Below are 12,852 nucleotides of genomic sequence, written 5' to 3'. Positions count from 1 at the left end.
TGGCGTGAGCGAGTCGCTGACCTGCGATGTCGTGGTAGTGGGCGCCGGGATGACGGGCGCCGCCTGCGCCCTGTACGCGGCCCGGGCGGGCCTCGCCGTGACCGTGGTGGACCGGGGTCCCGTGGCCGGCGGCACGACCGGCGCCGGCGAGGGGAACCTCCTCGTCTCCGACAAGGCGCCCGGACCCGAACTCGGACTCGCCCTGCTGTCCCACCGGTTGTGGGCACAGGTGGCGCAGGAGCCGGTCGGGCCGGTCGAGTACGAGGCCAAGGGCGGACTCGTCGTCGCCGAGACCCCCGAAGCGCTCGACGGGCTGCGGACGTTCGCGGACACCCAGCGGGCCGCCGGGGTGACGGCCGACCCCGTCCCCGCCGACCGGCTCCACGACCTCGAACCGCGTCTGGCGCCCGGCCTCGCGGGCGGCGTGCACTATCCGCAGGACGCCCAGGTGATGCCCGCCCTCGCCGCCGCCCACCTGCTGCGCGCCTCCGGGGCCCGGCTGCTCACCGGCCGCGAGGTGACCCGGGTCCTGCGCGCCACCGACGGCGCGGTGCGCGGGGTCCGCACGGACCGCGGCGACCTCCACGCCCCCGCCGTCGTCAACGCGGCCGGCCCCTGGGGCGGCGAACTGGCCGCCCGCGCCGGGGTGTCCCTGCCCGTCCTGCCCCGACGGGGCTTCGTCCTGGTCACCGAGCCGCTGCCGCCCCGCATCCGGCACAAGGTGTACGCCGCCGACTACGTCGCCGACGTCGCCAGCGACTCCGCGGCACTGCAGACCTCCCCGGTGGTGGAGGGAACGGCCGCCGGACCGGTGCTCATCGGCGCCAGCCGGGAACGGGTCGGCTTCGACCGGTCCCTGTCCCTCCCGGCGGTGCGGGCCCTGGCGGCCGGGGCGACCCGCCTGTTCCCCTTCCTGTCCGGCGTCCGGGCCCTGCGCGCGTACGCCGGCTTCCGGCCGTACCTGCCCGACCACCTGCCCGCGATCGGCCCCGACCCCCGGGCGCCCGGACTGTTCCACGCGTGCGGCCACGAGGGCGCGGGCATCGGACTGGCCACCGGCACCGGCCTGCTGATCGCCCAGGCCCTGACCGGAGGGACACCGGAACTGGACCTCACCCCGTTCCGGCCCGACCGCTTCCCCTCTACGGCGAAGGAGGCCGTGCGGTGAATCCGCTGGAGCTCGCCGGGGCGCGCCCCGGACCCGCCTTCGAGGTCACCTTCGACGGACGGCGGATCGAGGCGCTGCCCGGCCGGACGATCGCCGCCGTGCTGTGGGCCGCCGGCGTCACCTCGTGGCGCACCACCCGGGGCGACGGGCGCCCCCGCGGGGTGTTCTGCGGGATCGGGGTGTGCTTCGACTGCCTGGTCACCGTGAACGACCGGCCCGACCAGCGGGCCTGTCTGGTCCCGGCCCGGCCGGGCGACGTGATCCGCAGCCAGGAGGGGACGGGCCGTGCGCACTGACCTCGCGGTGATCGGCGCGGGCCCGGCGGGACTCGCCGCGGCCCTCGCGGCGGACCGGCGCGGTCTGCGGGTCGCCCTGATCGACGCGGCTCCCGAACCGGGCGGGCAGTTCTACCGGCAGCCCGCCGCCGGACTGCGCGCGCAACGCCCCCGGGTCCTGCACCACCGGTGGCGCACCTGGGCCAGGCTGCGGGACCGGCTCGCCACGAGCTCCGTGCGCGTGCTGGGCGAGCACCATGTGTGGTGCGTGGAGCGGACACCCGACGGACCGGCCGTGCACGCGCTGCTCGGACCGGAGCAGGAGAAGTCGGTCGAGGTGCGCGCCACCGCCGTACTGCTGGCCACCGGCGGATACGAGACCGTGCTGCCCTTCCCCGGCTGGACCCTCCCCGGAGTCGTCACCGCGGGCGGCGCCCAGGCCATGCTCAAGGGCGGGCTCGTCGTACCGGGCCGGACCGCCGTCGTGGCCGGGACCGGGCCGCTGCTGCTGCCGGTGGCGGCCGGGCTCGCGGCGGCGAGCGTACGGGTCGCCGCGCTGGTGGAGTCCGCGGACCCGGGCCGCCTGCCGCGGCACGCCGGAGCGCTGGCCGGCAAGCTGCCCGAGGGCGCCGGGTACGCGGCCCGGCTGCTGCGCCACCGCGTGCCGTTCCTCGCCCGGCACACCGTCGTCCGCGCCCACGGCGACCATCGGCTCACCGGCGTCACCGTCGCCGCCCTCGACGCGCACGGCCGCGTCCGGCCCGGCACCGAACGCCGGCTGCCCTGCGACACCCTCGCGGTGAGCCACGGCATGCTCCCGCACACCGACCTCGCCGAGAGCCTCGGCTGCCGCCTCGACGGACTCACCGTGGCCGTCGACGCGGAACAGCGCACCGACGTCCCCGGTGTGTGGGCGGCGGGGGAGGCCACCGGCATCGGCGGTGCCGCGCTCGCGCTCGCCGAGGGGCACATCGCGGGCCGCTCGATCGCCGCCCGGCTGCGGGGCACCGTACCCGACCCCGGTGCGTGGGCCCCGGCCGCCAGGGCCCGCGCCCGGCTGCGCGGATCCGCGGCCGCCCTCGACGCCGTGTACGCCCCGCCCGCCCACTGGACCGACCGGGTCACCGACGACACCGTGGTCTGCCGCTGCGAGGAGGTCACGGCGGGCGAGGTCCGCGCGGGCCTCGCGCTCGGGGCCGGGGACGTCCGCACGGTCAAGCTGCTCACCCGGGCCGGCATGGGCTGGTGCCAGGGCCGGATGTGCGAACCGGCGGTGACGGGCCTCGCCGGCTGCGAACCCGCCCCGTCCCGGCGGCCGTTCGCCCGACCGGTGCCGCTGGGCGTACTCGCCGAACAGCACGAACAGCAGACCGAGAGAGGACCCTCATGACCGACCACCGTCCCTGGCGCGGCGTCCTCGTCGCCACCGCGCTGCCGCTGACCGACGACCTCTCCGTCGACCACGACCGCTACGCCGAGCACTGCGCCTGGCTCGTGGAGAACGGCTGCGACGGCGTCGTACCGAACGGCTCCCTCGGCGAGTACCAGGTGCTCACTCCCGAGGAGCGCGCCCGGGTCGTCGAGACGGCCGTCGCCGCGATCGGCGGGGAGCGCGTCATGCCCGGCGTCGCCGCCTACGGATCCGCCGAGGCCCGCCGCTGGACCGAGCAGGCCGCCGAGGCCGGCTGCCGGGCCGTGATGCTGCTGCCGCCCAACGCCTACCGCGCCGACGAACGCGCCGTCCTCGCCCACTACGCCGAGGTCGCCGCCGCCGGACTCCCCGTCGTCGCCTACAACAACCCCGTCGACACCAAGGTCGACCTGGTACCGGAACTGCTCGCCCGGCTGCACGGCGAAGGGTACGTCCAGGCCGTCAAGGAGTTCTCCGGGGACGTCCGCCGCGCCTACCGGATCGCCGAACTCGCCCCCGAACTGGACCTGTTGGTCGGCGCGGACGACGTCCTGCTGGAACTCGCCGTGGCCGGCGCCAAGGGCTGGGTGGCCGGATACCCGAACGCGCTGCCCCGGTCCTGCGTCGAGCTCTACCGCGCCGCCACCGGCGGCGACCTCGGCACCGCGCTGCCGCTGTACCGGCGACTGCACCCCCTCCTGCGCTGGGACTCACGGGTGGAGTTCGTGCAGGCCATCAAGCTGTCCATGGACCTCGTCGGACGGCACGGCGGCCCCTGCCGCCCGCCCCGCGTCCCCCTGGAACCCGGTCAGGAGGCGGCCGTCCGCGCGGCCACCGAGAAGGCCGTCGCGGCCGGACTGGCGTAGGGGAGGGGCCCGGTCATGCGCAGCAAGCTCGTCCTGCACGCCGTCGACTCGCACACCGAGGGCATGCCCACCCGTGTGATCACCGGCGGCATCGGCACCATCCCCGGCGCGACCATGAACGAGCGGCGCCTGTACTTCCGCGAACACCGCGATCACATCAAGCGGTTCCTGATGAACGAGCCGCGCGGGCACTCGGCGATGAGCGGTGCGATCCTCCAGCCGCCCACCCGGCCCGACTGCGACTGGGGCGTCGTCTACATCGAGGTCTCCGGCTACCTCCCGATGTGCGGGCACGGCACGATCGGTGTCGCGACGGTGCTCGTCGAGACCGGCATGGTCGAGGTCGTCGAACCGGTCACCACCATCCGCCTGGACACCCCCGCCGGGGTCGTCGTCGCCGAGGTGGCGGTCGAGGACGGCGCCGCCACGGCCGTGACCCTGCGCAACGTCCCGTCCTTCGTCGTCGGCCTCGACCGGAAGGCGACCCTGCCCGACGGGCGGACGGTGACCTACGACCTCGCCTTCGGCGGCAACTTCTACGCCGTCCTGCCGCTGGACCGGCTCGGGCTGCCCTTCGACCGGTCCCGCAAGGACGAGATCCTCGCGGCCGGACTGTCCCTGATGGAGGCGATCAACGCCGACGGCGAACCGGTCCACCCCGAGGACCCGTCCGTCCACGGCTGTCACCATGTCCAGGTGACCGCTCCCGACGCCACCGCCCGCCACTCCCGGCACGCCATGGTGATCCACCCCGGCTGGTTCGACCGCTCGCCCTGCGGCACCGGCACCAGCGCCCGCATGGCCCAGCTCCACGCGCGCGGCGAACTCCCGCTGCACACCGAGTTCGTGAACGAGTCCTTCATCGGCACCCGGTTCACCGGCCGGCTGCTCGGCACCACCGAGGTGGCCGGCCGCCCGGCGGTGCTGCCCAGCTTCACCGGCCGGGCCTGGATCACCGGCACCGCGCAGTACCTGCTGGACCCGCGGGACCCGTTCCCGGCGGGATTCGTGCTGTGAACACCGCCCTCTCCGACCTGGGCGGCCGCAGGCCCAGCTACCGCGAGCGGGTCGCGGACGCGCTGCGGGCCGCGCTGATCGCCGGGGAACTGCGCCCCGGCGAGGTGTACTCGGCCCCCGGGCTCGCCGCACGCTTCGGTGTCTCCGCCACCCCCGTGCGCGAGGCCATGCTCGACCTCGCCAAGGAGGGGCTGGTCGACACCGTGCCCAACAAGGGCTTCCGGGTCACCGCCGTCTCCGACCGGCAGCTCGACGAGTACACCCACATCCGCGCGCTCATCGAGATCCCGACGACGGCCCACCTGGCCGCCACCGCGGACCGGGTGGCCCTGGAGGCGCTGCGCCCGGTCGCCGAGGAGATCGTCACCGCCGCCGCGGCCGGTGACCTCATCGCGTACATCGAGGCCGACCAGCGCTTCCACCTGGGCCTGCTGGCGCTCGCCGGCAACGGTCACCTGGTCGAGGTGGTCCGGGACCTGCGCCGGCGCGCACGTCTGTACGGGCTGACCGCGCTGGTGGAGCAGGGGCGGCTGGAGGCGTCGGCCGAGGAGCACCTGGAGCTGCTCGACGCGCTGCTCGCCCGGGACACGGAGGCCGTACGGACCGTGATGACCCGCCACCTCGGGCACGTCCGAGGGCTCTGGGCGGCGCCTTGACGACGAATTTGCGCGTGAACGCAAGCGGCTTGCGTTTCTTGCGTTACTCTTGCGCGCATGACACGACGACTTGCTGTGGTGGCGAAGAAGGTCGGGGTCAGCGAGGCCACGGTCAGCCGGGTGCTCAACGGCAAGCCGGGGGTCTCCGAGGCCACCCGGCAGGCGGTGCTCTCCGCCCTGGACGTGCTCGGCTACGAGCGGCCCACCCAACTGCGCGGTGAACGCGCCCGGCTGGTCGGCCTGGTCCTGCCCGAGCTGCAGAACCCGATCTTCCCGGCCTTCGCGGAGGTCATCGGCGGCGCGCTGGCCCAGCTCGGCCTCACGCCGGTGCTGTGCACCCAGACCCGGGGCGGCGTCTCCGAGGCGGACTACGTGGACCTGCTGCTCCAGCAGCAGGTGTCCGGTGTGGTGTTCGCCGGCGGCCTTTACGCCCAGGCCGACGCGCCCCACGACCACTACCGGCGGCTCGCCGAGCGCAACATCCCGGTCGTCCTCGTCAACGCGGCGATCGAGCACCTCGGCTTCCCCGCCGTCTCGTGCGACGACGCCGTGGCCGTGGAGCAGGCCTGGCGGCACCTGGCCTCGCTCGGGCACGAGCGCATCGGGCTGGTGCTCGGTCCCGGCGACCACATGCCCTCGGCCCGCAAGCTGGCCGCCGCCCGCGCGGTCGCGGGGGAGGTGCCCGAAGAGCACGTCGCCCGCGCCATGTTCTCCATCGAGGGCGGTCACGCCGCCGCCTCCCGGCTCATCGAGCGGGGCGTCACCGGCTTCATCTGCGCCAGCGACCCCCTCGCCCTCGGTGTCGTACGGGCCGCCCGCCGCAAGGGGCTCGACGTGCCCGGGCGGATATCCGTCGTCGGCTACGACGACTCGGCGCTGATGAACTGCACCGAGCCCCCGCTGACCACCGTCCGGCAGCCCATCGAGGCCATGGGCAAGGCGGTGGTGGAACTGCTGAACGCGCAGATCAGCGGCAGTGCGGTGGCCCCCGAGGAGCTGCTGTTCGAACCCGAGCTGGTGGTACGGGGGTCGACCGCCCAGGCACCCCGTTCCTGAACCCCGCTCCACTGTCGAATAATTTCAGATTCTGCGCGACATCTTGCGGACCGATGTCGTCGGTGCTTGAGTGTGCCCCGCCCACCGCTCCTGTTCCGAGGGGTTCACTCGCTCCTGTCCCGTAAGGGGTCCACCGATGAGAAGCACCGGGATCCGTCGTACCCTCGTCGCGCTAGGCGTCGGCGCGCTCACGCTCACCGCGTGCGGGTCGAACGACGACGAAGCCGCCGGCGGCAAGACCCGCATCACGGTCAACTGCATGCCGCCCAAGAGCGCCAAGGTCGACCGCCAGTTCTTCGAGGAGGACGTCGCCGCCTTCGAGAAGAAGAACCCGGACATCGACGTCGTCCCGCACGACGCGTTCCCCTGCCAGGACCCGAAGACGTTCGACGCCAAGCTCGCCGGCGGGCAGATGGAGGACGTCTTCTACACCTACTTCACCGACGCGCGGCACGTCGTCGACATCGGCCAGGCGGCCGATCTCACCCCGTACGTCAAGGAGCTGAAGAGCTACGACACCATCCAGCAGCAGCTGCGGGACATCTACACCGTCGACGGCAAGGTCTACGGCATCCCGCGCACCGGCTACTCGATGGGCCTGATCTACAACCGGGAACTCTTCGAGAAGGCCGGACTCGACCCGGACCGGCCGCCCACCACCTGGGACGGGGTCCGCGACGCCGCCAAGAGGATCGCCGCACTCGGCGACGGCACCGTCGGCTACGCCGACTACAGCGCCCAGAACCAGGGCGGCTGGCACTTCACCGCCGAGCTCTACTCCCAGGGCGGCGACGTGGTGAGCGCCGACGGCAAGAAGGCCACCGTCGACACCCCCGAGGGCCGCGCCGTGCTCCAGACCCTCCACGACATGCGGTGGAAGGACGAGTCGATGGGCAGCAAGCAACTGCTCGTCATCAACGACGTCCAGCAGATGATGGGCGCCGGCAAGCTCGGCATGTACCTCGCCGCCCCCGACAACATCCCGATCCTCGTCAAGGAGAAGGGCGCCGAGTACGAGAACATCGCCCTCGCCCCCATGCCCGGCGGCGAGGGCACCCTCATCGGCGGCGACGGCTACATGTTCGACAAGAACGCCTCACCCGAGCAGATCCGGGCCGGCCTCAAGTGGCTGGACCACATGTTCCTCACCCCCGGCGACGGCTTCCTCGGCGACTACGCCCGCGCCAAGAAGAACGACGCCCCGGTCGGCCTGCCCGAGCCCCGCCTGTTCACCGGCGCCGCAGACGCCAAGGACCAGCAGGTCAAGAAGGCCAACGCCAACGTCCCGGTGGAGAACTACCAGTCCTTCCTCGACGGCAGCCGGCAACTGGAGATGAAGATCGAGCCGCCGCACGCCCAGCAGCTCTACTCCGTCCTCGACGGTGTCGTCTCCGCCGTCCTCACCAAGGAGGACGCGGACATCGACCGGCTCCTGAAGGACGCCTCCGGCAAGATCGACGGCATCCTGGCCCGGAGCTGACCGGTGACGAAGACGGTTGAACGGCCGGCCGCGGCCGTGCGGGTCCGACCGGTGAAGGCGCCGTCCCCGGCAGGGGACCGGAGACGGCGCCGCCTCACCGACCATCTGCGCGCCTACGGCTTCCTCCTCGGCGGGCTCGTCTGCTTCGCCCTGTTCTCCTGGTACCCGGCGATCCGCGCCGTCGTGATCGCCTTCCAGAAGTACACGCCGGGCTCCGACCCCGAATGGGTCGGCACCGCCAACTTCACCCGGGTCCTGAACGACCCCGAGTTCGGCGCCGCCTGGCGCAACACGCTCACCTTCACCCTGCTCGCCCTGCTGATCGGCTTCGCGATCCCCTTCGTGCTCGCCCTCGTCCTGAACGAACTGAGGCACGCCAAGGCGTTCTTCCGGGTCGTCGTCTACCTGCCGGTGATGATCCCGCCGGTGGTCAGCGCCCTGCTGTGGAAGTGGTTCTACGATCCGGGCGCCGGCCTCGCCAACGAGGCGCTGCGCTTCCTCCACCTGCCCACCTCGAACTGGTCCAACGGCGCCGACACCGCCCTGGTCTCCCTGGTGATCGTCGCCACCTGGGCCAACATGGGCGGCACCGTCCTCATCTACCTCGCCGCGCTCCAGTCCATCCCCGGCGAGCTGTACGAGGCCGCCGAACTGGACGGAGCGGGCCTGCTCCAGCGCATCCGCCACGTGACGGTCCCGCAGACCAGGTTCGTCATCCTCATGCTGATGCTGCTCCAGATCATCGCCACCATGCAGGTGTTCACCGAGCCCTTCGTGATCACCGGCGGCGGCCCCGAGAACGCCACCGTGACCGTCCTCTACCTCATCTACAAGTACGCCTTCCTCTACAACGACTTCGGCGGCGCCTGTGCGCTGAGCGTGATGCTCCTCGCCCTGCTCGGCGCGTTCTCCGCCGTCTACCTCCGCCTCACCCGCTCCGGAGAGGAGGCCGCGTGAGCAGCACCCGTACCCTCGTCTCCCCGGCCGTGCTGGCCCGCCCGCGCGGCAGGGCCGTCTACTGGACCGTGTTCACCGGCGTCGTCGTGCTCTTCGCGCTCGCCTTCCTCTTCCCCGTCTACTGGATGGCGAGCGGTGCGATGAAGTCACCGGACGAGGTGGCGCGCACCCCGCCCACCCTCGTCCCGGAGAGCTGGAGCACCAGCGGCTACACCGACGCCTGGGAGCTGATGCAGCTGCCCACCCACCTGTGGAACACGGTGGTGCAGGCGGCCGGCGCCTGGCTGTTCCAGCTGGTGTTCTGCACGGCCGCCGCCTACGCCCTGTCCAAGCTCCGGCCCGCCTTCGGCACACTGATCCTCGGCGGCATCCTCGCCACGCTGATGGTCCCGGCCCAGGCCCTGGTCGTACCGAAGTACCTGACCGTGGCGGATCTCGGCCTCCTCAACGACCCGCTCGCCATCTGGCTGCCGGCCGTCGCCAACGCCTTCAACCTCTACCTGCTCAAGCGGTTCTTCGACCAGCTGCCCAGGGACGTGCTCGAGGCCGCCGAGATGGACGGCGCGGGCAGGCTGCGCACCCTGTGGTCGATCGTGCTGCCCATGTCGCGTCCGGTGCTCGGCGTGGTGTCGATCTTCGCGCTGGTCGCCGTGTGGCAGGACTTCCTCTGGCCGCTGATGGTCTTCTCCGACACGGGGAAACAGCCGATCAGCGTGGCCCTCGTGCAACTGTCGCAGAACATCCAGCTGACCGTGCTCATCGCCGCGATGGTGATCGCCAGCATCCCCATGGTCGCGCTGTTCCTCGTCTTCCAGCGGCACATCATCGCCGGAATCAGCGCGGGCAGCACCAAGGGCTGACACCGCACCTCGTCCACAGAAGAGAAAGGCACGCACCGTGGGACAGCCCACCCCTGCCCAGAGCGACGACTGGTGGCGCTCCGCCGTCATCTACCAGGTGTACGTCCGCAGCTTCGCCGACGGCGACGGCGACGGCACCGGCGACCTCGCGGGCGTCCGCGCCAAGTTGCCGTACCTCGCCGAACTCGGCGTGAACGCCCTGTGGTTCAACCCCTGGTACCTGTCCCCGATGAAGGACGGCGGCTACGACGTCGCCGACTACCGGGCGATCGACCCGGCCTTCGGCACTCTCGCCGAGGCGGAGAAACTCATCGCCGAGGCACGGGGACTGGGCATCCGCACGATCGTCGACATCGTGCCGAACCACGTCTCCGACCAGCACCCCTGGTTCCGGGCGGCGCTCGCCGGCGGTCCCGAGCGGGAACTGTTCCACTTCCGTCCCGGCCGCGGCGAGAGCGGTGAACTCCCCCCGAACGACTGGCGGTCGGAGTTCGGCGGCCCCGCCTGGACCAGGCTGCCCGGCGGCGACTGGTACCTCCACCTGTTCGCGCCCGAACAGCCCGACCTCAACTGGGCGCACCCCGCCGTCCGCCAGGAACACGAGGACATCCTGCGCTTCTGGTTCGAGCGGGGCGTGGCCGGCGTCCGCATCGACTCCGCCGCGCTGCTGGTGAAGGACCCCCGGCTGCCGGACTTCGTGGCGGGCCGCGACCCGCACCCCTACGTCGACCGCGACGAACTCCACGACGTCTACCGTGCCTGGCGGGCCGTCGCCGACGAGTACGGTGGCGTCTTCGTCGGCGAGGTCTGGCTCCCCGACACCGAACGCTTCGCCCGCTACCTGCGCCCCGACGAACTGCACACCGCGTTCAACTTCTCCTTCATGACCTGCCCCTGGGACGCGGCACGACTGCGCGCCTCCATCGAGGACACCCTCGCCGAACACGCGCCGATCGGCGCCCCCGCCACCTGGGTGCTGTGCAACCACGACGTCACCCGCACGGTCACCCGCTACGGCCGCGCCGACACCGGCTTCGACTTCGCCACCAAGGCCTTCGGCACCCCGACCGACCTCGCCCTCGGCACCCGCCGGGCCCGCGCCGCGGCCCTGCTCTCCCTGGCCCTGCCCGGAGCGGTCTACGTCTACCAGGGCGAGGAACTCGGCCTGCCCGAGGCCGACATCCCGCTCGACCGCATCGAGGACCCCATGCACGCGCGCTCCGGCGGCACCGACCCCGGCCGCGACGGGTGCAGGGTGCCGCTGCCGTGGACGGCGGACGCGCCGCACGCCGGGTTCGGCGGCGAACCGTGGCTGCCGCAGCCCGTCGGCTGGGCGTCGTACGCGGCCGACCGGCAGGCGCGGGACCCCGGCTCGATGCTCGCCCTCTACCGCGAGGCGATCCGCCTGCGCCCGGCCCTCGGCGACGGCCCCCTCACCTGGCTGCCCACCCCCGACGGCGTGCTCGGCTTCACCCGCGCGGACGGCGCCGCGATCTGCCTGGTGAACCTCGCGGACACGCCCGCCGACCTCCCCGCCCACACCGCGCTGCTCCTCGGCAGCGGTCCGCTCACCGACGACGGACGACTCCCCAAGGACACCGCGGTCTGGCTGCGCGCCTGAGACCGCACCCGCTCGTTCCCGCACCCCCACCCCGAAGGGACCAGCACATGAGCACCTCCAGCACCGTCAGACGTGCCCGGCCGGCGGGTCGCGCGTGCGCGGCCGGGCAGCCCGACGACCTTCTTCACACTGGTCGCGCGAGTTCCAGTTTGCGCTTCAACCAGTCTGGGGTGTTCTCCTCGTCGCGCGGGAAGTGCCGCATGTCGTCCAGATAGCTGCCGGCGTTGATCTGCGGCACGAAGTTCGGCTCAGAGTCGTAGTCGAAGTTCGTTCGATACGCCAGAAAGCTGTCTGCGGTGATCACCGCAGTGAACCAAGTCCCCTTCCCCGGTTCATGCATGGCACGGCGCAGGTCGTCCATGGCGTCGAAAACCGATACCGGAGCCGTCCCGCCCTGCTTGCTGCCGTCGCTCATGGTGAATTCGAGGTCTGAATCGCTGAACCCGACCGTGGACCGATAGGTGTACTTCAGCCCGGACCATCCCTCCGGCGCCCCGCTGATGAGTCCTCGAACGGCCTCTTGAACGTACTGGGACTGTTCATCCGGGCCCATCTCTGAACTTGTCATTACCGCATCCATTTCAGAGTCAGGGTCCGGTAGTGGCCGGCACGGCATGCGGAGCTGATTCCTCCGGCAGATGTCACCGAGGTCCGGAGAATGTACCTCGAAGAGGACCGCAGCGCCTTCGTCAGGACCTCTTGTCCGTGGCCGTCCCGCGCTTCGCCGCCTGGATCTGCTCGTACACATGGGTCCGCAGCTCGGCGAAGCGCGGGGTCACACGCGTGCTCAACTGGTCCCGCTCCGCCGGCAGGTCCACCTTCAGCTGCTCCCGTACGACGGTGGGGGAGGCCGACAGCACGATCACCCGCTCGCCGAGGTACACCGCCTCGTCGATGTCATGGGTGACGAACAGGACCGTGATCCCGCGCTCCCGCCACAGCCGCCGTACCAGGTCCTCCAGATCGGCGCGGGTCTGCGCGTCCACCGCCGCGAACGGCTCGTCCATCAGCAGCACCTCGGGCTCGTACGCCAGCGCCCGCGCGATCGCCACCCGCTGCTGCATGCCGCCCGAGAGCTGCCACGGGTACGCCCCGGCCGCGTCCGCGAGTCCCACCGAGGCGAGGGCGTCCGCCACCAGCTCCCTGCGCCGGGCCTTGCCCAGGTCCTTCTGCTTCAGCGGGAGTTCGACGTTCTGGCCGACCCGCATCCACGGGAACAGGCTGCGCCCGTACTCCTGGAACACGAACGCCATCCCCGGCGGCGGACCGTCCACCTTCCGCCCGGCCAGGTACACCTCACCGGCCGTCGGTTCGAGCAGCCCGCCCACGCACTTCAGCAGCGTCGTCTTGCCGCAGCCGGACGGGCCGACCAGACAGACCAGTTCACCGGCCTCCACGGTGAACGTCAGATCACGTACCGCCTCGGTGCGCCGCCCCGATCCCTCGTACACCTTCCGCAGGCCACGTACGTCGAGCATCGATCGC

At 72.1% G+C, this 12,852-nt stretch carries 13 protein-coding genes; 11 read left to right on the top strand and 2 right to left on the bottom strand.

Going from position 1 to position 12,852, the window contains the following annotated elements:
- Positions 1-4 precede the first annotated feature (4 nt).
- The 11 genes from KUM38_RS27980 to KUM38_RS27930 all read left to right on the top strand — a co-directional run bounded on the left by KUM38_RS27980 (position 5) and on the right by KUM38_RS27930 (position 11,367).
- Complete coding sequence (locus tag KUM38_RS27980) at positions 5-1,168, top strand: FAD-binding oxidoreductase (protein WP_217133166.1); 1,164 nt, start codon at positions 5-7, stop codon at positions 1,166-1,168.
- On the top strand, positions 1,165-1,464 hold the full coding sequence (locus tag KUM38_RS27975; RefSeq protein ID WP_217133164.1) for a (2Fe-2S)-binding protein: 300 nt from the start codon (positions 1,165-1,167) through the stop codon (positions 1,462-1,464). Before KUM38_RS27980 ends, KUM38_RS27975 begins: the two co-directional genes overlap by 4 nt.
- Positions 1,454-2,833: an NAD(P)/FAD-dependent oxidoreductase gene (locus KUM38_RS43030; RefSeq protein WP_217133162.1), complete on the top strand. Its 1,380-nt coding sequence runs from the start codon at positions 1,454-1,456 to the stop codon at positions 2,831-2,833. The genes KUM38_RS27975 and KUM38_RS43030 overlap by 11 nt, the downstream gene beginning before the upstream one ends.
- On the top strand, positions 2,830-3,720 hold the full coding sequence (locus tag KUM38_RS27965) for a dihydrodipicolinate synthase family protein (RefSeq protein WP_217133160.1): 891 nt from the start codon (positions 2,830-2,832) through the stop codon (positions 3,718-3,720). Before KUM38_RS43030 ends, KUM38_RS27965 begins: the two co-directional genes overlap by 4 nt.
- 15 nt (positions 3,721-3,735) lie before the next feature.
- Positions 3,736-4,737 (top strand): proline racemase family protein, encoded by a 1,002-nt coding sequence (locus tag KUM38_RS27960; RefSeq protein WP_217133158.1) that lies wholly within the window; start codon positions 3,736-3,738, stop codon positions 4,735-4,737.
- Entirely contained in the window at positions 4,734-5,393 is a 660-nt protein-coding gene (locus KUM38_RS27955) for a GntR family transcriptional regulator (protein ID WP_374227091.1), read from the top strand. The genes KUM38_RS27960 and KUM38_RS27955 overlap by 4 nt, the downstream gene beginning before the upstream one ends.
- A 57-nt stretch (positions 5,394-5,450) precedes the next feature.
- Complete coding sequence (locus tag KUM38_RS27950; protein ID WP_217133157.1) at positions 5,451-6,449, top strand: LacI family DNA-binding transcriptional regulator; 999 nt, start codon at positions 5,451-5,453, stop codon at positions 6,447-6,449.
- A gap of 136 nt (positions 6,450-6,585) precedes the next feature.
- Positions 6,586-7,929: an ABC transporter substrate-binding protein gene (locus KUM38_RS27945; protein ID WP_217133154.1), complete on the top strand. Its 1,344-nt coding sequence runs from the start codon at positions 6,586-6,588 to the stop codon at positions 7,927-7,929.
- 3 nt (positions 7,930-7,932) lie between these two features.
- Positions 7,933-8,886: a carbohydrate ABC transporter permease gene (locus KUM38_RS27940; protein ID WP_217133153.1), complete on the top strand. Its 954-nt coding sequence runs from the start codon at positions 7,933-7,935 to the stop codon at positions 8,884-8,886.
- Positions 8,883-9,746, top strand: coding sequence for a carbohydrate ABC transporter permease (locus KUM38_RS27935; RefSeq protein WP_217133151.1), 864 nt, complete (start codon positions 8,883-8,885; stop codon positions 9,744-9,746). The genes KUM38_RS27940 and KUM38_RS27935 overlap by 4 nt, the downstream gene beginning before the upstream one ends.
- A gap of 37 nt (positions 9,747-9,783) precedes the next feature.
- The gene (locus KUM38_RS27930; RefSeq protein ID WP_217133148.1) at positions 9,784-11,367 is read left to right on the top strand and encodes a glycoside hydrolase family 13 protein; all 1,584 of its coding nucleotides are present in this window, start codon (positions 9,784-9,786) and stop codon (positions 11,365-11,367) included.
- A gap of 124 nt (positions 11,368-11,491) precedes the next feature.
- Here the strand turns inward: KUM38_RS27930 and KUM38_RS27925 are convergent, their stop codons facing one another.
- Positions 11,492-11,935: a hypothetical protein gene (locus KUM38_RS27925; protein WP_217133146.1), complete on the bottom strand. Its 444-nt coding sequence runs from the start codon at positions 11,933-11,935 to the stop codon at positions 11,492-11,494.
- Between the two features lie 121 nt (positions 11,936-12,056).
- Complete coding sequence (locus KUM38_RS27920; protein WP_217133143.1) at positions 12,057-12,845, bottom strand: ABC transporter ATP-binding protein; 789 nt, start codon at positions 12,843-12,845, stop codon at positions 12,057-12,059.
- Between the last annotated feature and the right edge of the window lie 7 nt (positions 12,846-12,852).

This window comes from Streptomyces sp. AC558_RSS880 (assembly GCF_019049255.1).
GTDB lineage: Bacteria > Actinomycetota > Actinomycetes > Streptomycetales > Streptomycetaceae > Streptomyces.
The sequence above is the reverse complement of the archived record's forward strand: the minus strand, read 5'-3'. Positions and strand labels throughout refer to the sequence as shown.